The 25,578-nt window shown below is 45.1% G+C and carries 25 protein-coding genes and 1 riboswitch; of the genes, 21 read left to right on the top strand and 4 right to left on the bottom strand.

The window, feature by feature from the left end:
• Nucleotides 1-56 precede the first annotated feature (56 nt).
• Nucleotides 57-190: riboswitch (cyclic di-AMP (ydaO/yuaA leader) on the top strand.
• A gap of 6 nt (nt 191-196) precedes the next feature.
• From AC58QT_RS05860 to AC58QT_RS05845, 4 genes are all read left to right on the top strand, one after another.
• Nucleotides 197-847, top strand: a complete 651-nt coding sequence (locus tag AC58QT_RS05860) for a CAP domain-containing protein (RefSeq protein ID WP_497408145.1) — start codon at nt 197-199, stop codon at nt 845-847.
• Between the two features lie 138 nt (nt 848-985).
• Nucleotides 986-1,441 (top strand): SRPBCC family protein, encoded by a 456-nt coding sequence (locus AC58QT_RS05855; protein WP_497408144.1) that lies wholly within the window; start codon nt 986-988, stop codon nt 1,439-1,441.
• Between the two features lie 21 nt (nt 1,442-1,462).
• Nucleotides 1,463-1,915: a GNAT family N-acetyltransferase gene (locus tag AC58QT_RS05850; RefSeq protein ID WP_497408143.1), complete on the top strand. Its 453-nt coding sequence runs from the start codon at nt 1,463-1,465 to the stop codon at nt 1,913-1,915.
• A gap of 56 nt (nt 1,916-1,971) precedes the next feature.
• Nucleotides 1,972-2,376 carry a group-specific protein gene (locus AC58QT_RS05845; RefSeq protein ID WP_497408142.1) on the top strand — a complete coding sequence of 135 codons (405 nt, stop codon included), beginning with the start codon at nt 1,972-1,974 and terminating at the stop codon, nt 2,374-2,376.
• Nucleotides 2,377-2,544: 168 nt separating this feature from the next.
• Here the strand turns inward: AC58QT_RS05845 and AC58QT_RS05840 are convergent, their stop codons facing one another.
• Nucleotides 2,545-3,378, bottom strand: coding sequence for a sugar phosphate isomerase/epimerase family protein (locus AC58QT_RS05840; RefSeq protein ID WP_497408141.1), 834 nt, complete (start codon nt 3,376-3,378; stop codon nt 2,545-2,547).
• A 102-nt stretch (nt 3,379-3,480) separates the two neighbouring features.
• Entirely contained in the window at nt 3,481-4,377 is an 897-nt protein-coding gene (locus tag AC58QT_RS05835; RefSeq protein WP_497408140.1) for a helix-turn-helix domain-containing protein, read from the bottom strand.
• Nucleotides 4,378-4,549: 172 nt separating this feature from the next.
• Here AC58QT_RS05835 and AC58QT_RS05830 point away from each other — a divergent pair, with 172 nt between their 5' ends.
• From AC58QT_RS05830 to AC58QT_RS05775, 12 genes are all read left to right on the top strand, one after another.
• Nucleotides 4,550-6,661, top strand: coding sequence for a glycoside hydrolase family 52 protein (locus AC58QT_RS05830; protein WP_497408139.1), 2,112 nt, complete (start codon nt 4,550-4,552; stop codon nt 6,659-6,661).
• A gap of 103 nt (nt 6,662-6,764) precedes the next feature.
• Nucleotides 6,765-7,217 carry an NUDIX hydrolase gene (locus AC58QT_RS05825; RefSeq protein WP_497408138.1) on the top strand — a complete coding sequence of 151 codons (453 nt, stop codon included), beginning with the start codon at nt 6,765-6,767 and terminating at the stop codon, nt 7,215-7,217.
• On the top strand, nt 7,217-8,215 hold the full coding sequence (locus AC58QT_RS05820) for a phosphotransferase enzyme family protein (protein WP_497408137.1): 999 nt from the start codon (nt 7,217-7,219) through the stop codon (nt 8,213-8,215). The genes AC58QT_RS05825 and AC58QT_RS05820 overlap by 1 nt, the downstream gene beginning before the upstream one ends.
• Nucleotides 8,216-8,252: 37 nt before the next feature.
• Nucleotides 8,253-8,834 (top strand): YdeI/OmpD-associated family protein, encoded by a 582-nt coding sequence (locus AC58QT_RS05815; protein WP_497288946.1) that lies wholly within the window; start codon nt 8,253-8,255, stop codon nt 8,832-8,834.
• 23 nt (nt 8,835-8,857) lie between these two features.
• Entirely contained in the window at nt 8,858-9,190 is a 333-nt protein-coding gene (locus AC58QT_RS05810; RefSeq protein WP_497408846.1) for a low molecular weight protein tyrosine phosphatase family protein, read from the top strand.
• Between the two features lie 58 nt (nt 9,191-9,248).
• Nucleotides 9,249-10,421 carry an alanyl-tRNA editing protein gene (locus tag AC58QT_RS05805; RefSeq protein ID WP_497408136.1) on the top strand — a complete coding sequence of 391 codons (1,173 nt, stop codon included), beginning with the start codon at nt 9,249-9,251 and terminating at the stop codon, nt 10,419-10,421.
• A gap of 156 nt (nt 10,422-10,577) precedes the next feature.
• A complete protein-coding gene (locus AC58QT_RS05800) occupies nt 10,578-12,470 on the top strand; it encodes an SH3-like domain-containing protein (protein ID WP_497408135.1) in 1,893 nt (630 codons plus the stop codon).
• A gap of 59 nt (nt 12,471-12,529) precedes the next feature.
• Complete coding sequence (locus AC58QT_RS05795; protein ID WP_497408134.1) at nt 12,530-12,982, top strand: hypothetical protein; 453 nt, start codon at nt 12,530-12,532, stop codon at nt 12,980-12,982.
• Nucleotides 12,983-13,048: 66 nt separating this feature from the next.
• Nucleotides 13,049-13,447 carry an RrF2 family transcriptional regulator gene (locus AC58QT_RS05790; RefSeq protein ID WP_497408133.1) on the top strand — a complete coding sequence of 133 codons (399 nt, stop codon included), beginning with the start codon at nt 13,049-13,051 and terminating at the stop codon, nt 13,445-13,447.
• A gap of 77 nt (nt 13,448-13,524) precedes the next feature.
• A complete protein-coding gene (locus AC58QT_RS05785; RefSeq protein ID WP_497408132.1) occupies nt 13,525-14,442 on the top strand; it encodes an NAD(P)/FAD-dependent oxidoreductase in 918 nt (305 codons plus the stop codon).
• Nucleotides 14,443-14,489: 47 nt separating this feature from the next.
• Nucleotides 14,490-15,191, top strand: coding sequence for a class I SAM-dependent methyltransferase (locus tag AC58QT_RS05780; RefSeq protein WP_497408131.1), 702 nt, complete (start codon nt 14,490-14,492; stop codon nt 15,189-15,191).
• A gap of 15 nt (nt 15,192-15,206) precedes the next feature.
• Nucleotides 15,207-15,710 carry a GNAT family N-acetyltransferase gene (locus AC58QT_RS05775; protein ID WP_497408130.1) on the top strand — a complete coding sequence of 168 codons (504 nt, stop codon included), beginning with the start codon at nt 15,207-15,209 and terminating at the stop codon, nt 15,708-15,710.
• Nucleotides 15,711-15,752: 42 nt separating this feature from the next.
• Here AC58QT_RS05775 and AC58QT_RS05770 read toward each other — a convergent pair whose 3' ends face one another.
• Together AC58QT_RS05770 and AC58QT_RS05765 are read right to left on the bottom strand one after the other, a co-directional pair.
• On the bottom strand, nt 15,753-17,558 hold the full coding sequence (locus tag AC58QT_RS05770; protein ID WP_497408845.1) for an ABC transporter ATP-binding protein: 1,806 nt from the start codon (nt 17,556-17,558) through the stop codon (nt 15,753-15,755).
• Nucleotides 17,559-17,589: 31 nt separating this feature from the next.
• Entirely contained in the window at nt 17,590-19,338 is a 1,749-nt protein-coding gene (locus AC58QT_RS05765) for an ABC transporter ATP-binding protein (RefSeq protein WP_497408129.1), read from the bottom strand.
• A gap of 412 nt (nt 19,339-19,750) precedes the next feature.
• On the opposite strand from AC58QT_RS05765, the gene AC58QT_RS05760 reads away from it, so the two are divergent.
• The 5 genes from AC58QT_RS05760 to AC58QT_RS05740 all read left to right on the top strand — a co-directional run bounded on the left by AC58QT_RS05760 (nt 19,751) and on the right by AC58QT_RS05740 (nt 25,575).
• Entirely contained in the window at nt 19,751-21,079 is a 1,329-nt protein-coding gene (locus tag AC58QT_RS05760) for an ABC transporter substrate-binding protein (RefSeq protein ID WP_310224169.1), read from the top strand.
• Nucleotides 21,080-21,151: 72 nt separating this feature from the next.
• Nucleotides 21,152-22,048: a carbohydrate ABC transporter permease gene (locus AC58QT_RS05755; protein WP_497408128.1), complete on the top strand. Its 897-nt coding sequence runs from the start codon at nt 21,152-21,154 to the stop codon at nt 22,046-22,048.
• A gap of 6 nt (nt 22,049-22,054) precedes the next feature.
• Nucleotides 22,055-22,885, top strand: coding sequence for a carbohydrate ABC transporter permease (locus tag AC58QT_RS05750; protein WP_497408127.1), 831 nt, complete (start codon nt 22,055-22,057; stop codon nt 22,883-22,885).
• Between the two features lie 34 nt (nt 22,886-22,919).
• Nucleotides 22,920-23,978 (top strand): glycoside hydrolase family 43 protein, encoded by a 1,059-nt coding sequence (locus AC58QT_RS05745; protein WP_497408126.1) that lies wholly within the window; start codon nt 22,920-22,922, stop codon nt 23,976-23,978.
• 319 nt (nt 23,979-24,297) lie between these two features.
• A complete protein-coding gene (locus tag AC58QT_RS05740) occupies nt 24,298-25,575 on the top strand; it encodes an ABC transporter substrate-binding protein (RefSeq protein WP_497408125.1) in 1,278 nt (425 codons plus the stop codon).
• Nucleotides 25,576-25,578 lie beyond the last annotated feature (3 nt).

Raw genomic sequence — 25,578 nt, 5'->3', positions numbered from 1 at the left:
AGTCATGTTTTAAGGATAATCACATGATACAATCGGTTAGATCCATTTTGGATCCAAAACTTAGAAGGCCGAAGCTTTTTTGAAGCACGGGGGAACCAATCTTTGGGGTGAAGCCGCCAACGTGCGGCCGGGTGATTACTCTTTGATCCGAATCCGACAGCTAACCTCGCAGGCCGCAAAAAGGAGAGGTTTTTGCATGAAAAGTTATAAAAAGTTTGTCATTACTGGTGCACTAGGTTTGAGTGTCCTTATGGGGGCGAACGCAGCAGGGGCTGCAACGGCAACACATACGGTGTCCGGTAACGATACCATGTGGTTAATATCTAAGCAATATGGCGTTAGTCTAACTGAACTTATTAAAGCCAATCCTCAGGTTGCTAATCCCAATGTCATTTGGTCGGGGATGAAGCTCAACATCCCAGGAAAGACGAGTACGAATGTTGCGGCCAAACCAGCTGTCACACCTGCACCTGCGCAAACTACGTTCGCTAGTCAAGTTGTTAACTTAGTTAACCAAGAGCGGACTAAAGCTGGACTGAAGCCATTAACCAGTAACACCGCACTTACCGCGATGGCGTTGGATAAAGCGAAAGACATGTACAACAAAGGATACTTCGATCATAACTCGCCAACCTACGGTTCTCCTTTTGATATGATGAGCTCCTATGGCATTAGCTATTCCTATGCAGGTGAAAACATTGCAAAAGGTCAGCAAACACCTCAAGCCGTTATGACAGCATGGATGAACAGCGCTGGTCACCGTCAAAATATATTAAGCCCCAACTTCACGCAAATTGGCGTTGCCTATTATAATGGTGAGTGGGTACAGGAATTCATAAGTAACTAATAAGTGAGGCAGCCTTCCTTTGGGGGGCTGTTTTTTCGTATGAAGTTTTGCTTGGAAAAGGAGATAAGTGATGCGTGTCGAATTGGGAACCGACGAGAACCGAGCAAGGAAATTCGAAGGAAACATGAGGAGAACATCATGATAAAAATAGTTACAGAAATCGAGATTGAAGCACCAATTGACATTTGTTTTGATATGGCAAGCAATATAGATATCCATACACAAACCGTTTGGCCTCATACCAAGGAAAGAGCGATCGCCGGAACAACTAGGGGTCTGATAAGCGGAGGGGAAACGGTCACTTTCGAGGCACGGCATTTCTTCATACGGCAAAAGCATACGTCGCTCATCTCCAATTACGTTCGTCCTTATCACTTTGTTGATGAAATGCTGAAAGGTACTTTCAAAAGCATGCGGCATGAACATGAGTTTATTGATTTGGGAGATAGAACTTTAATGAAAGATACATTATGTTTTGAAGCTCCATTAGGGTGGATAGGATGGGTCGTTGAGCGAGTAGTTTTGAAAAATTATATGAAGCGATTCTTGATGTATCGGAATCAACAATTGAAGATTCTAGTTGAGAAATCGTAGTGAAAAGGAGCGCGCGGCGATATGGGGAGTGTAATCACACGTTTAATTCATAAGGATGAGTTAAGTGAACTGTTAACCTTGTATAAGCATTTGCATAAGCAAGATCCTGAACTTGTTTGGGACAATAATCTAGAAGCACTTTGGGATGAAATCATGAATGACACCTATATGAAAATTATTGTTGTGACACGTGATGACGTGATCGTTTCCTCTGTCGTTTTGACAATAATTAAAAATTTAACTAGAAATGCAAGACCGTATGCACTTATTGAAAACGTAGTCACACATGAACAACATAGAAACAAGGGATTTGCAAGAAAGGCAATGGATAAGGCAATAGGAATAGCTACGGAATTTAACTGTTATAAGGTTATGCTCATGACGGGGTCGAAGAGAGATGAAGTACTTCGTTTTTATGAAAAGTGTGGATTTTCCCAAGGGAAAAAGACAGGATTCATTCGCGAGTTGGAGTGAAGCCGGATTGCTGGAATGGATAGTTTTCAGCATGTGTAAGGAGGGAAGGAAGTCCAATGAAATTTTATATTGCATCAAGTTTCAGGAATATCAAAAATGTCAGAGAAGTCGCAGACAAATTGAAGTCACGAGGATTTAGGCAAACTTATGACTGGACTATGCATGCTGCCACGACTACTCTCCAAGAACTCGCGGAAATCGGTCAAAGTGAGATGAGGGCTGTATTGGAAGCAGACGTATTCATTATCATGTTGCCAGCGGGGAAGAGGAGTCATGTTGAAATGGGACTTGCTTTAGGAGCCAAGAAGACAATTATATTGTATTCTCCTACGTCTGAGCTAAATGATATCGAAAAAACGAGTACTTTTTATCAGTTGCCAGAAGTGCATAGAATCATGGGAAGTATAGAGAATTTGGTTTCTCACTTAAAAGGGGAACCGCCGACTTATCCGCTCGAGTAAGTCGAAATATTCGACTTACAGGAGCGAAAACATCGCATTGGAGAGCTGTAAGTCGAAATATTCGAGTTACAGGCTCGCAAACAGCGAATCGGAGAGCTGTAAGTCGAAATATTCGACTTACAGGCTCGGAAGCATTGAAGCGAAGAGCTGCAAGTCGAAATATTCGACTTACAGGCTCGGAAGCTGCTGCGAATCTGAGAAGAGTAAGTCGTACCTCGACTTAAACGTCTGAAACATCCACAAATTCACGTCCCACAAGTCAGCCACCGGCTGCCTCGTGTAAGGCTGCACCTGCAAATACGGCGGCGGTCCGAATTCGGGCGTAAAGGTCATTGTATCCGCACCGGCATCGAATCGGTGTTGGCAGATTCTCAACCATAAGTCGATGAAAGTCTCCACATGCGCGGCGAATTCAGGTGCCCGCGGGTCCGACACTTGCGGCCCTTCCTGATACCCGACGCGCCCATGGATATGAATGGCTCGCGATATGCTCAGCCGAACATCCTCGTCGTCGGGGCTCGGCATGCTTTCGCAAGCCGCGCACCAATGGCTGAAATCAGCGCCGATCGCAAGCGTCGGCAGCTGCTTCAACACGGCGGCCGTTTGCCACGGCGTGAAAAAAGCTCGACCCCGATGCGTTTCGTGCGCGATCGGAATCCCGATCTCTTGCTCCACTCGCAGCGCCGCTTCGAAGAAGCGCAACTGCTCGTCAGCTGTCATTCGATCGGCTGCGCTGTGCGAATTGATCAGAACAGGCCGCAGTTCCGCCGCGCGAAGGACTTGCTCTCGGAAGGAGCGGCTATGATCCGGTCCCCGCGTCACCACTTGTGCAATGAACGACAAGTTCATGTTGTCTAAGTCTTTTCGAAACGTACGATCATCCTTCGGATCCGCAGGCGGGGTATATTCTACACCGACATATCCAGCCTCAGTGACCCCAGCTAATTTCCCTTCCCAGCTCCCATTCCATTCCCACAAAGATTTATAACCGCGTAATTGCATAGTCAATTCTCCTTATCTGATAGCTCTATAGCATTATCTTTGAGTATAGATCGGGAGACGCGTATAAAACTTATGGTATCTTCAGCAATACGCAACCTATTTTCACCAAGACAAATGTCTGTAGGCAGTTGGGGATAAATTCGTCCATCGTTTGAATTGTTTGCTAAATTGCGACAAATCCTTATACCCCAGCTGATCGGCGATATGCTCGATAGAAAGTGTAGGGTCCATTAGCATTAGCTTAGCTTGACGGAGCTTTACTGTGCTTAAATAGTGACGTGGCGAGACGCCATAAGCTTTGTGAAAAACGCGATTACAGTGAGCGGGACTATAACCAAGCTGTTTGGCTATGTGTGTGATTCGAAAAGGTTCCTGCCCTTTCAGGGTTGATGCTTGATGTTCAATGCGTGCTGCTAGCTGCGCAGCTAAGCCAGAATCTCCCGTTTGCTGTGTAGAAACCTCAGACTCATCGAGTAATACTTCGCTTAACGCAGTGAAAATACGAAAGGAAGCATGCATCGTCTGCAGCTTTACATTCACTCCGCTGGAGGAATTTTCTCGAGCTATTTGTGCGAGATCCATCAAAATCGGGCGAAGTAGGCTCTCCATTTTGCTGCCAGACGGGTGAATGATTTGATTAATTTGACTCAATTGCTGTCTAAACCACGGATCTGTGACCTCTAAATGCACACACACATACTCCATCATACTGCCCTCGACAGCACCCAAGCTGGCATGAACTTCATTCGGCAGAATCCAGACCAAATCACCTTGCTTCTGTACAAAATGCTTGTCACCAACCCGCATACGCTGGGAACCGTCTACAACAAGATTCAGCTCAAACATCGGATGCTGATGCTCTGGGAATGACCATTGCGCGTTAACCTTGCGAAGATGCGCGGCAAAGATACGAAAGGATGCTTGCACATCAGGCAGCATGCCGCCATGAACGACGTTGTCGAGTCCACTAGGTAAAGGTTTTTGTTGATAAACTTCCATATATAAGGCTCCTTAGTAAGGTTATGATCTACTTGTACAACTACTATCTCACCTAACGAAGGTGAAAATCAAATGTTTCTTTTGTCCAAATGAAAGATTGTATTGCCCATGGGTTCAAGGTTTCGGTCATTGTATAATAAGGGCAAATGACGGAGAGGGGCATCATTCTGATATGAAGAATCAATTTTTTAACGCACACCATTCACCTGTTGGTGCATTTGCAAGCTTTACACTTGGATTTCCTGGGAAAAGTGGAGGCTTCGACTTAGAGCAAGCGCGTCCTCCTAAGCAAAATATATATATTGGTCTCGAAACCACCCAAGGTGGTACCTATGATGCACTGCCATTCTTTGAGAATGTTGGTGAAGACGAGAGTCTTCGTTACGATATTGAGAATCCAGATCCAAGACCGAAGAGGAAAAAGCTGTTGTTTCCATTCGCAGACGAGGAGATTCGTCGAGATTTCAAAGTAAGCACAGATACGTGGAGAGCTGGTGATTTGGAATTTAGTCTTATTTCACCGACACAATCGGTGCCAGATCCAGCTACTGCTAGTGAAGATGAGCTTCGTTTAGCGCTCGTGCCGGCTGTTCTCGCTACAATTACTGTTGATAATACAAAAGGTACTTCCCCTAGAAGAGTTTTCTTTGGGTATCAAGGAACGGATCCATACAGTGCGATGCGTAGGTTGGATGATACGATGGAAGGCGCCGCGGGTGTTGGACAAGGTCGGATTACGGCGATTGTTTCACGAGATCCAGAAGTGCGTTCGGGGATGTATTTCCGAATTGAAGATATTTTGGGAATGAAAATTGTGGAAAACTTGACCTTTGGTCTGGGTACTGTCGGCGCATTGTTCGCAGATACACCTGCGGGTGAAAAGCGTACCTATCAGTTTGCGATTTGCTTCCATCGTTCAGGAATTGTTACCGCGGGAAAAGATGCCTCCTACACGTATGCACGTTTATTCAAAAATATAGAAGCCGTAGCTGATTACGCCTTGGGCAATTTCGACAAGCTAGCAGCACTAGCTCAAACCGCAGACGCCAACATCGCAGATTCTAGCTTGTCAGCGGATCAGAAATTTATGCTTGCGCATGCCATCCGTAGTTATTATGGAAATACGCAGCTTCTGGATATGGATGATGAGCCATTCTGGATCGTCAATGAAGGCGAATATCGCATGATGAATACGTTCGATTTGACAGTTGATCAGTTATTTTATGAGTTGGCTGTGAATCCATGGACCGTTCGTAATGAACTGGATATGTTCGTGAAACGGTACAGCTATGAAGACATGGTTAGTTTTCCAGACGATCCTACCGAATATCCTGGTGGTATCTCGTTCACACATGATATGGGAGTAGCCAACACGCTATCACGCCCAAGTTTCTCTGCCTATGAGCTTTATGGTTTGGACGACTGTTTCTCCCATATGACGCATGAGCAGTTGGTGAATTGGACGTTGTGTGGAGCAACCTATGTGGCGCATACGAATGATCAAGCGTGGCTGCAAGCGAATCTTGATATATTTGACAAGTGTTTAACAAGCATGCTCAATCGGGACAATCCAAATCCAGAGCTGCGAAATGGCATTATGTCGTTAGACAGCTCACGCACCATGGGTGGAGCAGAGATTACGACTTACGATAGCCTAGACGTCTCGCTAGGACAGTCACGAAACAATATTTACATGGCGGGCAAATGTTGGGCTGCTTATGTGGCCATGGAGTCTATTTTTGCTCAAAATGGCAGAGAAGATCTGGCGCTTATTGCAAGCGAGCAGGCGTTGAAGTGCGCGAAGACGGTTACATCATTCGTTACGGAAGATGGTTACATCCCTGCCGTCGTTGGCGAAGGGAATGATTCCAAAATCATTCCTGCGATTGAAGGCTTGGTATTCCCTTACTTCACAGGCAATAAGTCTGCACTTGATGAAAATGGGCGTTACGGCTTCTATATCGAAGCATTGAAGAAGCATCTAGATGTTGTGCTTGTTGAAGGCACTTGCTTGTTCGAAGATGGCGGCTGGAAGCTTTCCTCAACGAGCAACAACTCTTGGTTAAGCAAAATTTATTTGTGCCAATTCGTAGCACGTGAAATCCTTGATTTGGCTTGGGATGAGACAGGTGCTGCAGCGGATGCAGCCCATGTAGCTTGGCTAACACATCCAACCTTGTCTATTTGGAGCTGGAGTGATCAAATTATTTCCGGTGAAATCACGGGCAGTAAGTATTATCCTCGTGGTGTAACAAGCATTTTATGGCTGCAAGAAACGAAATAATGGCCTGTGAGCAACCAAAGCTAACCGCTTTGGTTGCTTTTTTGTTGGCACTATTTGTAAAATGGAGGAGAAGTGTGTGTTGGACTGGGGGTAGATGAAACGAATGACGAAGAAGGAAATCTCAGCAGGCGGTGTCGTTTACCGTAATATAGGGCAAGAAGTTCACATATTGCTCATTGTGGATCGGTATCGTAAGCTGGCTTTTGCAAAGGGAAGAATGGAAGCTGGAGAGACCATTGAGCAGGCTGCGCTTAGGGAAATTAGAGAAGAAACGAACATTGTCGGCAGGATCATTCAGCCGCTGACCATTAACTATTATCAGTTTGAGCATTCGGAGCATGGACATGTTGAGAAGGAAACTAATTATTTTCTAGTTGAGGCGATCAGTGGAGAACTCAAAGCTCAAACCGAGGAGATCCGTGATGTTCAGTGGCATACTGCGGAGGAAGCGTGGACTTTACATAATCAGAATGGCTATGAGAATAATCGTGTTATTTTGAAAATGGCGTTAGAAAGCTTAGGTTTCTTAGGTGATAGAAACGAGATGGAGCTATAATGAATGGGACTCCAGAGATTCGAATCGATCAGGTGTTGGATGAAATAATCACAAGTATACACATGCAATTTGGGATGAACGTTGTGGGAACAAGTATCCTAACCAAGGGTTGGCTAAATGTGAAATGGCGTTTTGATATTCAACCCGATAGCACGTCTGTGTTTGTTAAATATTATCACCCTGATCGTTACAAACTGCATCTACCGGAAAGACGGGCTAAGATTGAAAGAACACTCTTCTTGCAACAGCGCTTACATGAGCGAGGATTTACTTGTCCAAGGGTCTATGAAGGAAATGGAGCATACATCCAAGAAACACCTAGTGGCTTTTTGTTTGCCATGATGGATTGGGTTCAGGGAAATGTTAGAGAAGCAGGGAAAATGAGCAGATCTGACATGTACGATTTTGGGCAAAAGACAGGACGAATGCACCAGCTTCTCTGTGACGAAGAACTGGATGCAAGTGCTTGGCATCCTGATCAAACAGCATGTTTGGCTGATTTACAAAGTAACTTGAAACAAGCAAAAGATGAGCAATGCCATCCATTAATTGAACTTCTAGAGCAAGCGATACATCATGTAGAGATGTTGGATTTTCGTATTTTTGAGGGTAGTCGGATAGGTTGGACACATTGGGATTTGTGGGCGGATAATGTCATATTGGACGAAAACAAAATTGCAGGCTTTGTTGATTTTGACAGAATGGCTGTGGCTTACCCGGAAATTGACGTAGCGCGTGCGATCCTATCAGGTGCATTTGATGCAGGAGGCATCCGAGTAGATGCCGTTCAAGCCTATGTTGCCGGATATCGTGAGTATATAGAAATACCGTCTGGACTTATTTTACGCAGTTTTAAAATGTTATATCTCATTGAGTCTATCTGGTGGCTACGTACGCCAGTATTACGTGATACTGCTGTTCCTAAGCGGTTTCTGGAGGAAATGATTTGGCTGACGCAGCATTGGGACGAGCTACCATACCTATTCAGTGATTATTAATAAACAATTGGTTACACGATGACTAGGAGGCGATAGATTGAACACGAAAAACGAATTGCCGCAGATGCATTTTGAGGATCAACTTGCTTTTGAAAATTGGCTTGCGCTTCATCATAACTCTTCACCTGGACTTCGATTGCAGATCGCGAAGAAAGGTGCTCGCATGAAATCAGTTTCTTATGATCAGGCACTTGAGAGTGCGTTGTGCTATGGTTGGATTGATAGTCAAAAAGAAAAAGCAGACGAGCATTCATGGCTTCAACGCTTTACGCCACGTGGTGTTAGAAGCATTTGGTCCAAAGTGAATAAAGACAAGGCTGAGCTTCTGATTGCAAATGGGAGAATGAAGCCTTCCGGCTTGAAGGCGATTGAGGCTGCCAAGAAGAATGGACAGTGGGAAAAAGCCTACGAACCGCAGAGTAATGCCTCCTTGCCAGCAGATTTTGCTTTAGAATTAGAGAGAAATCGTGAAGCAAAAGCCTTCTATGATACACTGGATCGGCAGAACCAATATGCCATCACGTTCCGAATTCATACGGCGAAGAAGCAAGAAACTCGTGTGAAGCGAATACAAGAATTTATTTTGATGCTGGAAAATGGGGAGAAGATTTATCCTTAGCATTGAACCTAATTTACTCAGGAGTGGTTAATACGAAAATCTTGTTTATTTGTAGTAAAAATAAATGGAGAAGTTTAACGGCTGAGAACATTTTTGATAAGCGTAATGATTACATCGTTAAATCTGCGGGCACAGAAGATGGCGCAAGAATTCGAGTGACGGAAGGCCATATTGGTTGGGCAGATTTAATTTTTGTGATGGAAAAAAAGCATTTGAGAAGATTAAAAGATAAATTTCAAACGGAAATCGCTAATAAACGGATTATTAATTTGGATATACCGGATGATTATCAATTCATGGATGAAGAATTAATCGAAATTCTAGAAGCGAGAGTATCGGAGTATATTGAGATTTAAGTGAAAGTCCGGAGTCGATCATCAAACGATTGCACCATGATGGAGGAAAACGAACAACATGACGAAAAAACTATATTATGATTCAGCCTATAAGAAGGAATGGCAAACTACTATCCGCGAAAAGATTGAACGAGAGGATGGCAGCTATGTCCTCTTGGAGGAGACAGCGTTTTATCCGCATGGGGGTGGACAGCCCTGTGATGCCGGTGAAATCAACGGAATTCCTGTCTTGGATGTACTTCTGGAGGAGGATGAAGTTCTCCATAAGGTAGACAGAATGCCAGAAGGAACAAGTGTGACTTGCCAAATAGATTGGAAGCTTAGATTTGATCATATGCAGCAGCATAGCGGGCAGCATCTGCTTTCGGCTGTATGTAGAGATCTATTTGAAGCGAATACGGTGAGTTTTCATCTTGGGACCGACTACTGCACGATAGATGTGGAGACGCTCGACTTGGAGCCGAGAAAGTTGGTAGCCATAGAGTTCGAAGTTAACCGTAACATCTACGAGAATCGAGCGATTACCAGCTATTTCGTTAGTCCGGAGAAGTTGGCGCAGCTGCCGCTAGTCAAACAACCGAAGGTGACGAAGAACATCCGTATCGTTGAGATCGCTGATATCGAGTATAATGCATGCGGTGGTACGCACGTGAAGTCGACGGGTGAAATCGGGATGATTAAGCTGTTGAAAACGGAGAAACAGAAAGGAAATACACGTATTTACTTCCTCTGCGGATTCCGCGCATTAGCTGAGTTTAACGAGAATGTCAGAATTCTAGGCACGTTATCCGCCAAATTCAACACGGGTAAAGATGAGATTATGGACCGTATTGAGAAGTGGGAAAATGACCACAAGCAGGTTCAAACGGAACTCAATGAGCTAAAAGAGAAGCTTGATAATTATCTGGCTGACGGACTTTTGGCTGAAAGTAAGGATGTCATTTCACAACAGTTCGTCGATAAATCCTTAAAAGACATGCAGAGCTTAGCAACAAAATTAGCATCACGAACTGATCTGCCTATCTTATTTGTAACAACGATGGAGAACAAGGTTGTATTAGCGCATAGTGGGAACTATTCGATTGCTTGCGGAGCTTTTTTCAAAACCAATTTGGGGATTTTCCAAGGCAAAGGTGGTGGCAGCGATAAAATGGCCCAAGCCGGATTCGCTAGTAACGAGGAAGCTTTAGCGTTTTATCGTTTCGCAGAAGAGCATTTTAGAGGCAATTAAACTTGTGGCATGCATGACGCTAAGGAGGTGTCGGTCATTAAGCATAGCAGAAAACGCCCTATCGCCTTATTAGCTTCACTAATTGTAGTCGCCTCATTATGTGGGGGAATCCTCCTCCCGCAAACTTCAAAGGCAGCCGAGATCACCTTACAAAATATGGCGAATTGGACTGTGTACGGTGGATCGCAAGTTCCAGAAGGTCTACGGATACCCGATACGATTGAGCTTCTGAAAGACACGCCTTACTATGCGAACCCGGATGATCCTCAGGATAAAGCGGAAGGTATCTTTGCACCGCAATCCGTGCGTGTTCTTAAGGGAGAAGCTACCTGGTCCGTAAGCAGTGGCTCCCAGTGGCAGATCGAGACGATGTACGGTCCAAGGTGGGTTCGTCCTTTTATGTGGGACATTAGCATTTCGCAGCCGGATTCAATTCTGCTGACGGAAGTGACGCAACTCTACCGAAGTCAGAATGACAAAGCAGCATCCGTTGCTTCTTTATCACCTCAACTCGTGGAAGTCGTTGATATGGAGGATAAATGGTTCGTCGGCGACAGCCGGAGCGGTAAAGCTTGGGTGCAGATTCACACGACATGGCTTGGCGATCTGTGGGCCCATATACCAATCAATAGTATCAGCACTGTGCATCCGAAATCTCAACGTACACATTATAACGATGAGCCCTACTACACCGAAGTCGGTACAGCGCTTCAAGATAATGATCATACCGCCGGTGTCAATCAACTTGCCGTTGGTAAGTTAAAGAATGGTGATTATGAGATCATTTCCGAATTAACGACCGTATATGATCGCAGTTTTCTTGTTCGTACGGCAGAGGGAGATCGATGGGTGCGTGGCACAGGATCGTTCATCACAGATACGAATGAGAAACTCGAATTGAAAGTAGAAACACCTCTTTTGTCTGATGTATGGTCGACGGAAAACCAAGAACTTGGTGTATTAAAAGGTGTTACAGTAAGTGCATTTGAAACGATACAAGATCCGTTCAATGGGACTTGGTACCATGTCAGAACGTCAGATGGCACGATCGGCTGGGTAAATAAACGACGAGCTGAGCCGGAACAAGCTGTTCCTATCCAATGGAAGATTAAGCTGTCTGGCGTAAAAGCGCCGTTTCGTTACCCTGGGGTGAATTTTGCAGAGGAAAAGCCCAATCTGACACCACAAACGGTGACAGCGATCGCATATTGGGATGAACCTTCAGGAAGTAAGTGGATTAAAATTCATACGGCTGACGGGTATGTCTGGGTCACGATTTCACCGGATGACAGGATACAAGATCCGGAAGCTACACTTCAGATCACCTATAATGAGCGAAATCTCGGGTATGTGATGATTATTCCAAAAGGTGAAGATCTGACACTGTTCGGTCAGAACAAGATTGGCTATCACTCAGAGAAGGGTACCGATTATCTATCTGTCATTCAGCTTGCCAAAGCACTTCGTTACGAGTCGAAATCAGATGCTATCACGCATTCGCTTTCCATTTCCAAAGGGGATTATACGTTTGTACTCCAAGCAGGCAAACCAGAAGTCCAAATTTACTGGCACCATGTTTTTGAGAAAAAAATACAGCTTAAAGAGCCCCCTCAAGATTCGGACCGTGAGTGGTATTTGAACTTGGAAGACCTGCGCAATTTGTTTGGCTTATCGCTAGAAAGTTCGCGAAATCCAGATAATTATTCATTAATCGAAAAAGACTATCTGGTCGAGCTCGCCAAATTCCCAGCGGTCAGCGCAGATAAGAAAATTGAGTTGCAGGCTTGGCTTTATGAGGCGTGGAGTCTACCGATAAATAAAATGCGATTGCCTGCGCTGTTAACAATCGAAGAGGCAGACGATGATTCTGCCGACCGTTCAATTGCGCGGCAAGAGAGAATAGGGACGGAAGCGAAAGTAGCCATGGTATGGTATCAGCTCCATGCTTCTCGGACCTTGCTTCCTGGATTTCATCAGCTGAACGCTGTTCTTCGTGTAGGTGAGCGGATCGTCTGGAAGCAAACATTTTCAGTGGATGTGCCTTCGTGATTTAAATACGTCATCTGCGGGTTTTCGGAGTTAGCCATACAGTGATTAGGGGGGCTGGTATGAAGAAGCGATTAACCTTAATGATTGTAATTGTTGCCTTTTTCCTAGGAGCCTATTTTATAAGTGATCTGTTTAGAATGGAACCTCCTAGACCGACTATTATGGCAGGAAAAACTATAATTAATTTCGCACAAGGCTCTTATTGTTGGAGTGGATTCGGAAAAGGGACGTGTTCGGATATGCCGTCGCCACCAGACATAGTAAAATATCAGAACCTTATGCCTGAAGTTGTCCCAGCTCAATACCCAATAAAAATCACATTTAGAAATAAACCTAAGCGAGATACCTTAGGCGCAATGAAATGGACTAGTTCTAATGGAACGTCCGAGGGTGTCCAAGTCAAGGATAATGTGTTGATCGTTCCCAAAGAGAAAGGCGTCTATACGTACAGCATTTACGCCAATTGGCGGCGAGGAAGTTCCAGTTATGTTTTTGTCATCGAAGTTAAATAAAAAAACTTGCTAATCAAATGAATCAACGCTATTATAGACTCATAAAGTCCTTAATGGAGGTGCGAGATGAAATATTCACAGGCGACCGACTACGCCCTTCATGCTATGCTCTTTTTGGAAGCATCAGCGCCAGACAAACCTGTCGGTGTGCAGTTGCTTGCTGAGAAGTTGAGTGTTTCCCAGACATATTTATCTAAATTAATGACCAAGCTTGTCAAGGCCGGATTAATTCACTCTTCGCCTGGGGCTAACGGCGGCTATCGAGTCAAGCGAAAGCAAGAGGAGATTTCATTTCTCGATATCATTCGTGCTATCGAAGGGACTGCTTCTTTGTTCGAATGCAGCTTTGATCATGGAACTGAATGTCAGATTCAGCAGGTTGTAATGGAAGCTGAACGACAGTTGGAGCATTATTTGGCAAGTAAGAAAATAGCCGATTTGGTGCCAGCGCATAAGACGGAGTAGATCCGTCCTTTTTTTAAGTATATTAAGGATATTAAGAGTCTATTAAGTCTCCAATGAGATGAGGAAGTGAGGAAAACATGATGAAGTACGATTGTGTCATTATCGGCGGGGGACCAGCAGGTCTGAATGCAGCTCTAGTATTGGGCAGAGCAAGAAAAAAGGTGATTGTTATTGATGAAGGGCGTCCGCGCAATCAAGTTACTCGCGAATCCCACGGTTTTCTTACGAGAGATGGTATTGCGCCAAGTGAATTTCGGCAGATCGCCAAAGAGCAGATTCGTGCGTATCCTACTGTCTCCTTTGTAGACGATACGGCTATATCGATTTCGGGCAGCGATGGTGAATTTAACATTCATACAGCTCAAGGTTTGAGTTATGTATGCAAGAAGGTGCTTTTTGCAATTGGCAAAAAAGACGTTCCCCTGCCTATTAACGGTTTGGCCGAGGTATACGGCAAGAGTGCATTTGTATGTCCGTATTGTGATGGGTGGGAACTCCGAGATCAAGCACTCGTGCTGATCGTGAATGGCGCCAGAGCGCTTCATTTAGCGAAAATGATTACTGGCTGGACGAGTCAATTTACGATTTGCACGAATGGACCTAATGAAATGACGCAAGACGAGAAAGAGGAACTCATGCAACACAACGTTCCCATATTTGACTCGCCAATTAGGAACATCGCTTCGATGGAAGGAAACGTCCAGCATGTTGAGTTAGAAGATGGGACGCTCATTCCGTGTACGGGAATATTCTTTGGTCCCAAACTTGTCATCGGTTCTAACCTTCCGCAATTGCTCAGTTGTGATATGACGGAATCGGAATCGGTCGTTGTGGATTCTATGGGCAAAACGAGTGTTCCCGGTGTCTATAGTGCAGGTGATGCTGCAACGGAAATGTATCAAGTCATTATGGCGGCTTCCTTAGGCGCGGTAGCGGGAATGTGCATCAACGGTGAACTTCTGATGGAGGATTGGCACAAAGCACCTAATCAATAAATGTATGTTTCAATGTAAGTATAATCAAAGAATGGAGATGGACATCAATGAATAACGAAAACACACACAACGCGAATAGGTCGCATATGTACGATACGAAAGCTCGAATCTCGATACCATCTTATGATGCGTTATTTGCCATGATTCAGTCCTATTTCCGCGTACAAATGGATGGGGAAGGCGCATCATTGCTAGTCATTGGCGCTGGTGGTGGAAATGAACTTACCGCATGGGGACCTGCGAACCCAGCATGGTCTTTTACAGGTATTGATATCTCGGAAGAAATGTTGAAAATCGCACAATATAAAGCGAATCAACTCCGCATGGAAAACCGCGTTAACCTCATTCTTGGAACGATTGATGAATTGCCCGCGACTGACGAGAAGTTCGACGCGGCAAGCTGTATCTTAGTTCTTCATTTTATCACGGATGTTCAAGAGAAATTGAAATTGCTTAGAACGATTAATACGCATTTGAAACCAGGTGCACCATTTGTACTTGTGAGCGCGTTCGGGGACCGAGACAGCGCAGAGTTGCAGAACAGATTACAGATTTGGAAAAGCTTCTGGTTGGATGCTGGAGACGAAGCCTCTTCAGTGGATGAAATGGTGAATAAAGCGCTTATGAGCCTTTCATTCCTATCTGATGAGCACATAGAAAAACTATTGACAGAAGCTGGATTTACGAATATAAATAGATTTTATACGACTGGTCTTTTTGGTGGATGGATGTCAACCGCAGCTTTGTGATAGGGAGGAAAATCAGTGCATATTCGTATTTTGGATGAACAGGATGCTGCCTTATATCAAGCTTTAAGATTACGTGCTTTACAAGTCAATCCAGAAGCTTTTGGCTCCACTTACGAGCGAGAGGTGCAATTTTCGTTGGAAACGGTAGTTGAGCGTATAAAGCCAACGAACGAGAAATTTGTTCTTGGGGCATTTCATGATCAGGATTTACTAGCTGGAACCGTAACGTTTGTACGAGAGAGCGGTCAGAAAAGCGCGCATAAGGGCAATGTATACGGTATGTTTGTGGCTGAAGAAGGCCGTGGACAAGGCTTGGGGAAATTGCTTATGCTTGATCTTATTCGTCGGGCAAAGTTGTTCGAAGGGGTCGAGCAGATTAACTTAATGGTCATGTCGGATAATGAGTCAGCGAAGAAGCTTTACAAGTCGCTTGGTTTTGAAGTGTATGGTGTGGAGTATCATGCTTTAAAGTACAATGGGCAGTATTTTGATGAGGATTTAATGGTTCTCAAATTGTAAAATTAAGAAACCCCGGCTAAGTAAACAAGCCGGGGTTATCTGCTATTCTGGCGTATTACTCTGTGTGACAAACTGATTGGAAAACATTCGATAATACGTGCCTTGCTGACTCATTAAGGCACTGTGATCGCCTTGCTCCGCAATCTCTCCGCGAGAAATAACCATGATCGTATCGGCATTTCGTATGGTATTCAAACGATGCGCAATGATAAAGCTCGTTCGGCCCTTCATGATCGAGAGGAGGGCTTCTTGAATGTGCAGCTCAGTCCGCGTATCGATAGAGCTAGTTGCCTCATCGAGAATGAGAATAGAGGGATCTGCCAGAATAACACGGGCAATCGCCAGCAATTGGCGCTGACCTTGGCTTAAATTCCCGCCGTTCTCGGAAAGCAGCGTCTCATAGCGTTTGGGCAGCCGGCTGATGAACGCATCCGCATTCGCGAGCTTCGCTGCTGCAAGTACTTCGCTATCTGTCGCTTCAGGCTTGCCATACTTGATGTTCTCTTTAATCGTGCCAGAGAACAGATACGTATCCTGCAGCACGATGCCAAAGCTGCGGCGAAGACTGTTGCGGGTATACGATTTGATATCTCTGCCGTCAATCAAGATTGTGCCGCTTGTCGCGTCATAGAAGCGGGTAACCAGATTGACGATGGTCGTTTTCCCAGCGCCGGTCGGACCGACGAGGGCAAGGCTGCTGCCTGCCGGGGTCTCGAAGCTGACCTGATTAAGAATCGGCATATCGGGTCGATAACCGAACGTCACATCCTGGAAGATCACTTGGCCAATGGGTTTATCCAGCTCAACCGCGCCTGGTTCGTCCTCCACTTCCTCAGCTTCATCTAGTACCTCAAATGCACGCTCTGCCCCAGCCACACCGGATTGCAGGACGTTATATGTGTTCGCAATCTCATTCAATGGTCTTACGAATTGTCGTGAATAGCTAAGAAAACTTGCAATGACACCGACAGTTATGTGCCCTTTCACCGCCAACACACCGCCGACGATCGCTACGGCGGAAAAGCCAATATTATTGATGACACTTAGCAGTGGCATCAAAAATCCAGACCAGATCTGCGCCTTCAAGCCAACCTCATATAAGCGACCATTCACTTCGTTAAATTCATGAACCGCTTTCCTCTCACGATTGAAGGCTTTTACAACAAGAAGACCTGAGATGGTTTCCTCAATATGTCCATTTAGCTTGCCAAGTTGTGCTTGTTGTTCTTTGAATAGTACACGGGTGCGTTTGGTTATGGTTTTGGCCAACATGAATACGAGCGGAACGGTGATGAGACTGGCAAGTGTTAGCGTGGGACTTAGAACCAGCATCATGATTAAAGAACCGACAATGGCAATGGAACCTGACATCAACTGTGTTGTCGATTGTGAGATCGAATTGCTTACGTTGTCAATATCATTCGACAGTCGACTCATGATATCTCCATGCGTCCGTCCGTCGAAGAAAGAAAGCGGCAGTTTCTGGAGCTTGGCAAACATTGTTTGTCGTAGGCGCTTTACTACACGTTGCGCAAGTCCTGCCATGACCCAGCTTTGGAGGAAGGTAAGTCCGCCATCGGCAATGTAAGTGCTGATGAGAACTATCATCACCACATCGAAGACACGATAGTTCACTTGTCCCCCGGCCATGGCATCTATGGCTACCCCAATGAGATAGGGGCCTGCTAAGGTTAAAGCGGAGTCAGCTAATATAAAAAGAAAGACAATGGTCAGCCATTTGCGTTCTGTCCCTAAATATGACCATAGCCGAAGCAAGGTGCCTTTAAAGTTTTTGGGTTTTACCGTTGGAGCTCGTCCACCTCCTCGAGCCATCGGCCCCGTAATCATCGGAACATCAGGTGCTGGTTGACGAGAACTTTCATTCGGCTTTGACATGATGAGGCAGCTCCTTTCCGAATTGGGATTGACATATTTCCACGTAGACCTTACAGCTTTCTAGTAACGACTCGTGTGTGCCAATGCCGACAATTTCACCATCGTCCATGACGACGATTTTATCCGCATCCATGACAGAGGTTATGCGCTGGGCAATGATTAAACAAGTTACGCCAGACGCAAAGGCTTTGAGTGATTTTTTGATTTCGGATTCCGTTGCGGTGTCGAGCGCGCTCGTACAATCATCTAGGATTAGGATATCTGGCTTCCGCACGAGTGCACGGGCAATCGAAAGTCGTTGTTTTTGTCCGCCGGATAAGTTCACACCTTTTTGTCCTAGTCGGGTGCCATAACCTTCGGGGAAACCCACAATGAAGCTATGCGCTTGCGCCATAGTCGCAGCTTGTTCAATCTCTTCACGTGTCGCATGCTCATTACCCCATTGTAAATTCTCTTCAATCGTGCCGCTGAACAGAATCGTATTCTGTGGCACAATGGCAATGCGATCTCGCAGTTTGGCGGGGTCTAATTGACGGATGTTCACACCATCCACACTGATCTCGCCAGAGCTTGTGTCATAGAAACGGGGAACAAGACTTACAAGGCTGCTTTTCCCAGATCCGGTAGAGCCTATAATGCCAATGGTTTCACCAGGGAGGCAGGTTAAGTTAATATGTTTCAAAACAGGTTCTCCGGCAGCTCCCTCATAGGCAAACGACACATTCGTGAAGTCAATTCGGCCGCCTGGGCGATGAGCAGGAAGTTCCGCTTTATCATCCCAAGTCATTTCATTCAACTGACTGAACACTTCACCGATCCGAGTAGCGGATGCTTTCGCTCGAACGAACATATTAAAGACCATTGAAATGGTTAGCAAAGCAAACAAAATCTGTGTCATATAGTTGACGAACGCTACGATATGCCCAACCTGCATCTGGTGTTGATTCACCCGCCAGGCTCCGAGCCAAAGCACAGCAACAATTCCAAAATTGACCGTCAGCAGAATGGAGGGGTTAAAGATGGCCAACAGCCTCGTCACTTGGATGGATTTGTCTTGATACTCGATATTGGTCTTCTGAAACTTATCGGCTTCATGGTCGAAACGATTAAAAGCTTTAACCACGCGTACACCAGATAAATACTCTCTAATGACGCGATTTACACCATCTAGCGCTTTCTGAACGTTAACGTAACGGGCAAATCCGACTTTCAAGTTCAGGGCTACGAGTATACCAACGATAGGGACTACGATCAGTAGGACGACAGCCAAGTGCATATTTAGCCTTACTGCCATAATTAGACTTCCAATACAGAGGAGAGGCGCTTTTACAAAGATACGCATGAGTCCATTCACAAAATTTTGAACTTGAGTTACATCATTCGTTAAGCGCGTAATTAAGGAAGCACGTTCAAATCGCTCAATATTATTAAAAGAGAGAGATTGCATTTTTGCAAATAAATCGGCTCTAAGCTCAGTGCCGAATTTTTGTGAAACATGGCTGGCGACAATATTTCGCAATGATGCTGCGACTGCACCGAAAGCTGTGATCATTAGCATGATGCCGCCCATTTTAAGAACATAATCAAGTCGTTTCTCCGCAACACCGACATCCAAAATGTGAGACATAATTGTCGGTTGCAACAAATCCGCAAGCGCTTCCAGCATGACGAAAAAAACAGCCACTAGAAACAGTTTCCAGTGCTTTCTAACATATTTCTTCATGAAATCCATCGTGCACACTCCTCTTTCGGCAGTCAACTACTCTCTTGAACGATACTCCCATTTTAGCAAATTGTCATCCTTAACTCGTATTCATTTTCCTGAAAATATGTCCAATGGTTCATGAATATCGTCATGGTAACGCTTTCTGATAAACCTTATAGTTAAATTGTGGTTAACACAACGAATCAAGGAGGTATAAAGCATTCGAATTCACTTATATACCAGACAATTCATGAGGGTATGGGGATGGCAAGCAAAGGAAAGAGCGATCTAAGGTCCATTGGCGTGGGAACTCCTTAGAATCGCTCTCGGTAGTGAGAATGAATTTCGATTGAAATTCACAGCTCACTACAATTTTGACACAAATTCAACGAAGTAAGCAAGTACAAATTGTGTTTAAAATTGAAGGGAGATTACAACGATGAGAAAAATGAAAAACTTACACTTGATGGGTGCAGCAGGTTTGTCGATGGCATTGGTTTTAGCGGGATGTTCCTCAACGAAAACAGCAGAGACTTCACCGGCTGCAGCTTCTCCAGCAGCTTCACAAGCAGCAACGGCAACGAAAGCGCCTGAGCCTGTCAAAAGTGGCGAGAAAATAACGGTTAACTTCTGGAACCCGTTCTCGGGGAATGATGGTCCATTCATGAAGAAAATCGTCGATAACTACAATAAATCGCAAGACAAATATACGGTAAAAATGACCATTCAACCGAATGGCGACTACTACAAGCTGCTTGATACAGCCATTGCTACGAAAAAAGGAGTTCCTGATGTCGCGATTATGCATCTTGACCAAACACCTACCTACATTGCGAAGGATCAGCTGCAACCTCTGGATGCCATTGCTAAAGCGGTTGGCGTTGAGAAAAGCAACTTTCCTCCAGCAACCGTGGAATACTCGACAAAAGACAATAACTGGTACAGCATTCCACTCGATATTCATCCGCTAGTCATGTACTACAACAAAGATTTGTTTAAAGCTGCCGGTATTACGAAGGTACCAACGAACCGTCAAGAGTTTGTTGATGCTGCAGTTAAATTAACCGATGCTTCCAAAGGCGTTTGGGGAGCAGCAATGCCAACCTTCTGGATCCAAAACTTCTTGTTCCCAACTATTTTATTCCAAAATGGCGGCGATTTCTTAGACGATAAAGGCAACATCGCCTACAACTCACCAGCAGGTGTAGAAGCAGTTACTTTTATGAGAAGCCTAACAACGATGAAAGTTTCACCTCCAACCGTTGCAGCTGATGGCGATTTTAACCTGTTCCAACAAGGAAAAAGTGCGATGCACTTTAATGGTCCTTGGTCCAAGGATGCCTTCGATAAAGCGAAAATTAACTATGGTGTAGCACCAGTTCCACAGCTTGGAACAGTTAAACAAGCGGTTTTCGGCGGATCCCATAACTTTGTTATTCCAAAAGGAACGACAGACGCGAATGTACTTGCCGGTGTAGGTGATTTCTTGAAATATGTGAATGCGAATTCCATTGACTGGGCAGAGTCTGGTCAAGCCGTTGCTTCCAAAGTTGTTCGCGACAGCGCAGCTTTCCAAGCAATGACACAGCAACAAACAGAAGTAGCGAAGGAATTTGAGTATGTGAAATTTGCACCAAAAGTATTAAACTGGGGTCCGATTTCCGACAGTATCTGGAGCGAACTTGCGAATGCCCTTCAAGGTAAAAAAGAACCAAAAGCTGCGCTCGATGATGCAGCAGCCAAATCAACAGCAGCCATGAAGAAGTAACCATAGCTTATCATCATGGAAAGGCGGGTACCCAGTACCCGTCTTCCCTTTTAAAGAAGAGGAGGGAATCAAGTGCCTACCCCATCACATTGGAAATCAAAGCTGACATCAAGCTTATTCATATTACCTTATCTTATTGCTTTCTTAGCTTTTACACTGATCCCCATCATTTATGGGTTCATCATTAGCTTAAAGCAATACAACTTGCTAGATCCTGTGCATCCGTTCGTGGGACTCGATAACTACCGCAAAATATTTACGAGCGGAACGCAAGAGAATGATTTGTTTTTCATCGGAATGAAAGCTACCTTGAAATTCGTCGTGTTTTCAGTACCATTTTTAGTCATCGTAGGACTTGGATTTGCCCTATTATTAAATGCACTTCCAGCAAAATTACGCTCCCTTTTCCGTTCGATTTATTTCATTCCATATGCCGTTTCTGCTACCGTTATGGCGGTCATTTGGAAGCGAATGTTCGACGTTACAGGCGGATTCTTCAACCTCCTTTTAGCAAAAGTAGGCATTCGGGAGTTCGATCCTGTTCCGTGGTTGTTGGATACACCGTTCGTGTGGTTTGCTCTAGTTATTGCAACCTTATGGTGGACGATCGGCTTCAACATGATCATTTTCGTAAATGCCCTGAATGGTGTGCCTGAGGATCTCTATGAAGCCGCCAAAATTGATGGTGCAAACGGTTGGGATCGATTGAAGGGGATTACGCTTCCTTTCATTAGACCTGTTCTTATTTTTGTTTTGATTACCTCAACAATTGCCTCTTACAACGTCTTCGCTCAGCCTAATCTGATGAGTAACGCAGGGGATGAGACCAAAGTGCTCTTGATGGGGATTTTGCAAACCGCGTATACAGCTAGAGAAATCGGGTCCGCATCTGCGATGGCGATTCTCATGGGGTTAACGATCATGATCGTGTCTGTTATTCAATTCAAAGTCACGAGCCGGAAGGAGTAGAGGACGTTGAAATCACTAAAAATCTTTTATGTGCTGCTCGCTTCGATACTAGGGATCATTTTCATATTGCCGATCTTATGGATGTTTTCCAATTCATTTAAGACGGATATTGAAGTCATGTCACCTGTTTTTCATTTATTTCCACAAGAGTTTACATGGGACAATTTCCATACTATTTTTGTTGGCGGAGCTGTGGAGGTTCCGATTTTCCGTTGGATGTTTAACTCCTTTTTCGTTGGCTTTGCTGCGACACTCCTAGTCATTTTACTGGATGCGATGGCTGCTTACGCGTTAGCGAAATTGGATATTCCTTTTAAAAGGACACTATTTGCCCTATTCGTTGGATCGATGATGGTACCGGGCATTATTTCTTTCTTACCTCAATATTTGAATTTCAGTAATTTCAATCTGATTAATACGTATTATGTGCTCATCTTGCCATACTCAGGTGGGGCGCTCGGCGTGTTTATGTTAATTCAATTTTTCCAATCATTTCCCAATGAGATTATTGAGGCGGCACGGATTGACGGGGCTAATAAATGGCAAGTATTTACGTCGGTTTTGATGCCATCGTCCATTTCCATTGTAACGACCCTGGCTATTTTCACATTTATGGGTGTTTTCAATGACTATGTATGGCCTTTCTTTACAGTGACTGATCTTGAGATGCGAACGTTAACGGCTGGTGTGGCGGTTATGGCTACAGGTAGTTTCACACAATCTTATGGTAAATTAATGGCACTAGCGACGCTATCGACAATCCCGACACTGATTATTTTCCTCATCGGTCAGAGACAATTTATTCAATCGATTACGGCAACTGGGGTCAAGCAATAGAGGTAGAGATGTGAGGCGAGGTGAATAGATAAAGGTGAGTTTATTCTTACGAAAATGTAGTGTGATAAGTTTAAGTTTGATGCTGTTAGCCGGGTGTACGAAGGGAGCTGTGGAGACTCAAGTGAAGGAAACCAATAATGTTGTTTCACCGACAAAAGAAGCCAAAACATTTACCAATCCGATTATCGATAATGGTGCAGATCCCTGGGTGACTAGTAAGGATGGCACTTACTACTACACACATACAACGGGAAATTCCATCCGCGTGTGGAAATCGAAGACGCTAACTGGGTTGGCTGAAGCCGAATATAAGGACGTCTGGTTCCCGCCAGTTTCTGGACCGAATACGTCCAATATTTGGGCGCCTGAATTACATTTCATTGCTGGAAAATGGTACATCTATTATGCCGCGGATGACGGCAAGAATGAGAACCATCGTATGTTCGTGCTAGAATCCGTAACGGATGATCCGCTTGGTGCTTACGTTGACAAAGGAATGATGGACACGGCTGGCCGCTGGGCAATTGACGGGACTACGCTACAGAAGAAGGATGGATCGCTCTATTTCATCTGGTCAGGATGGGAGGGAGCCGTTAACGTGAGTCAGCACCTCTACATTGCACCGATGAGCAATCCCTACACAATTAGCGGAAAGCCTGTGGAAATTTCACGTCCCACGTACGATTGGGAGCTGGTCGGTAATCCGACGATTAATGAAGGACCGCAGGTCTTGCTGCATGAGGATCGGATTTTTGTGATTTATTCGGCTAGCGGGAGTTGGACCGACGACTACTGCCTAGGCATGCTGAGCGCGGAGATGAGCAGTGATGTACTGAATCCGGCTGCTTGGAAAAAGGGAGAAAAAGCTGTGTTTTCGAAAACGGAGCAGGTTTTCGGACCTGGGCACAACTCGTTTGTGAAGTCGTTGGATGGTAAAGAAGACTGGATCTTGTACCATGCGGCCAAGACGCAAGGATCCGGCTGGAATCGCAACGTGCGTATGCAGCCGTTTCAGTGGAATAAGGATGGTACGCCGAATTTCGGTACACCGATTGCGGAGGGCGTGCCAGTCGCGGTGCCAGGCGGGGAGTAACGCTTAGCGCGTAGCTGGCGTCGAAGTATCGGATCCGCCGCGGAAGCGAGGAGAGAACACCTTTTTTTGGCGTTATTGTGCCCGCGCGAGCGACATATCCCCCTCATGACAAAAAGAAACTGAAATCCCGATTCCGGGCATTTCAGTTTCTTTTGTCTAGAAATCGAAAAATATGTCCATGACTAACGGAAATAGGTCATTGGCTTGCCTCAGCTTAAGTTTGTATAATGAAGGCATAGTTTGAAGGCAGGAGGGGTTTCATCTGAGTAGAAGACAACAACCAGGTAGGAAAGCAGCAAAAGCGATATGTTTTCTTCTCATGTTGAGCCTGTGCACGGTAGGCTGCGATAATGCGCAGACGAATGTGGCAACGGAGGAGCCAGGGGCTAGTAAGCTGCGAATTACTTTTTGGACACCGTTTAGCGGTGGGGATGGGCAATTTATGGCGGAGCTCATTCAGCAATATAACAATGAAAATACGGATCATGTAAAAATAGAGCAGATCAATAATAATTCAGGTGATTATTATACCAAGCTGTCCACGGCAATCGTAACCGAAGAAGCCCCTGACATTGCGATCGTTCACTCGGCAAAATATTCGCAGTATGCGCCAGCGGGATTTTTGACGGATTTGAATGCGCTAGCGATCGAAGCTGGCGTCCATTGGGACGATTTTAACCCTACGATTCTCCAAAGCACAGTTGCTGACAATAAACATCTCGGAATCCCGCTGGATACACACTTGGAAGTGATGTATTACAACAAGGATTGGCTGAGAGTCGCCGGTCTATTGGATGAGAAAGAAAAACCGATTATGGCAGAAGGCGAGGCAGGTTATTTAGCGTTTCTAGAGAAGATACGCGCGAGTGTACCGCCGAATATTACGCCATTAGCTGAACCCAATGTTCGGATTGACTCGTTCTGGATCTGGTTCTCCTTCTATAACCAAATGAAGCAGGATGGCGGTAGGTTTTATACCGATGATGGGAAAGCGGCTGCGATTGACAATCCATCTGCATTGAAATCGTTGGAATTCGTCAACTCGCTCTACACGAAGAAGCTCATTTTGCCTAACATTAATGATCAGATTCAAAGCTTCGCGAAGGGCAATGCGGCGACGTTAATTTCGGGGGTATGGGGGACGGGAACGTTAGAGAAAGCAGCAGATTTACACTTCGGGGTGACCAAAATCCCACAAATCTACGATCACCCTGCAGCTTGGGGGGATTCGCATACGTTTTCACTCCCGTTCCATGAAAAACCGGATAAACAAAAGCAATTAGCTGCGATCAAATTTGCGAATTGGGTAGCCGCTCACGGCGCGAGCTGGGCGAAGGCCGGCCATATTCCTGCCGTGAAAAAAGCAGTCGCTTCAGAAGAATTTCAAAAGCTGAAATACCGTCCGGATTATGCCAGTGCCGCAGATGATGTGAAATATTTCCCGAATCAACCGCGGCAGGGTTCGATTAATGATGAGCTTGTGCGTGAGTTCGAGAAGATGATGGCGGGACAAATCTCGCCGCAAGAGGTGCTGCAAAATGCGCAAAAGATCATTAATATCAATCTTCAAATCCAGCAAAATACACCTCAGCAATAGGAT

The sequence above is a fragment of the Paenibacillus sp. J31R109 genome (assembly GCF_059692055.1).
This window is presented reverse-complemented; position numbering and strand designations above follow the sequence as displayed.

Excerpts from the sequence above, each read along its gene's own strand:
- AC58QT_RS05860 (WP_497408145.1), top strand. The coding sequence starts at position 197 with ATGAAAAGTTATAAAAAGTTTGTCATTACTGGTGCACTAGGTTTGAGT.
- AC58QT_RS05855 (WP_497408144.1), top strand. The coding sequence starts at position 986 with ATGATAAAAATAGTTACAGAAATCGAGATTGAAGCACCAATTGACATT.
- AC58QT_RS05850 (WP_497408143.1), top strand. The coding sequence starts at position 1,463 with ATGGGGAGTGTAATCACACGTTTAATTCATAAGGATGAGTTAAGTGAA.
- AC58QT_RS05845 (WP_497408142.1), top strand. The coding sequence starts at position 1,972 with ATGAAATTTTATATTGCATCAAGTTTCAGGAATATCAAAAATGTCAGA.
- AC58QT_RS05840 (WP_497408141.1), bottom strand. The coding sequence starts at position 3,378 with ATGCAATTACGCGGTTATAAATCTTTGTGGGAATGGAATGGGAGCTGG.
- AC58QT_RS05835 (WP_497408140.1), bottom strand. The coding sequence starts at position 4,377 with ATGGAAGTTTATCAACAAAAACCTTTACCTAGTGGACTCGACAACGTC.
- AC58QT_RS05830 (WP_497408139.1), top strand. The coding sequence starts at position 4,550 with ATGAAGAATCAATTTTTTAACGCACACCATTCACCTGTTGGTGCATTT.
- AC58QT_RS05825 (WP_497408138.1), top strand. The coding sequence starts at position 6,765 with ATGACGAAGAAGGAAATCTCAGCAGGCGGTGTCGTTTACCGTAATATA.
- AC58QT_RS05820 (WP_497408137.1), top strand. The coding sequence starts at position 7,217 with ATGAATGGGACTCCAGAGATTCGAATCGATCAGGTGTTGGATGAAATA.
- AC58QT_RS05805 (WP_497408136.1), top strand. The coding sequence starts at position 9,249 with ATGACGAAAAAACTATATTATGATTCAGCCTATAAGAAGGAATGGCAA.
- AC58QT_RS05800 (WP_497408135.1), top strand. The coding sequence starts at position 10,578 with ATGGCGAATTGGACTGTGTACGGTGGATCGCAAGTTCCAGAAGGTCTA.
- AC58QT_RS05795 (WP_497408134.1), top strand. The coding sequence starts at position 12,530 with ATGAAGAAGCGATTAACCTTAATGATTGTAATTGTTGCCTTTTTCCTA.
- AC58QT_RS05790 (WP_497408133.1), top strand. The coding sequence starts at position 13,049 with ATGAAATATTCACAGGCGACCGACTACGCCCTTCATGCTATGCTCTTT.
- AC58QT_RS05785 (WP_497408132.1), top strand. The coding sequence starts at position 13,525 with ATGATGAAGTACGATTGTGTCATTATCGGCGGGGGACCAGCAGGTCTG.
- AC58QT_RS05780 (WP_497408131.1), top strand. The coding sequence starts at position 14,490 with ATGAATAACGAAAACACACACAACGCGAATAGGTCGCATATGTACGAT.
- AC58QT_RS05770 (WP_497408845.1), bottom strand. The coding sequence starts at position 17,558 with ATGATTACGGGGCCGATGGCTCGAGGAGGTGGACGAGCTCCAACGGTA.
- AC58QT_RS05765 (WP_497408129.1), bottom strand. The coding sequence starts at position 19,338 with ATGGATTTCATGAAGAAATATGTTAGAAAGCACTGGAAACTGTTTCTA.
- AC58QT_RS05760 (WP_310224169.1), top strand. The coding sequence starts at position 19,751 with ATGAGAAAAATGAAAAACTTACACTTGATGGGTGCAGCAGGTTTGTCG.
- AC58QT_RS05740 (WP_497408125.1), top strand. The coding sequence starts at position 24,298 with ATGTTGAGCCTGTGCACGGTAGGCTGCGATAATGCGCAGACGAATGTG.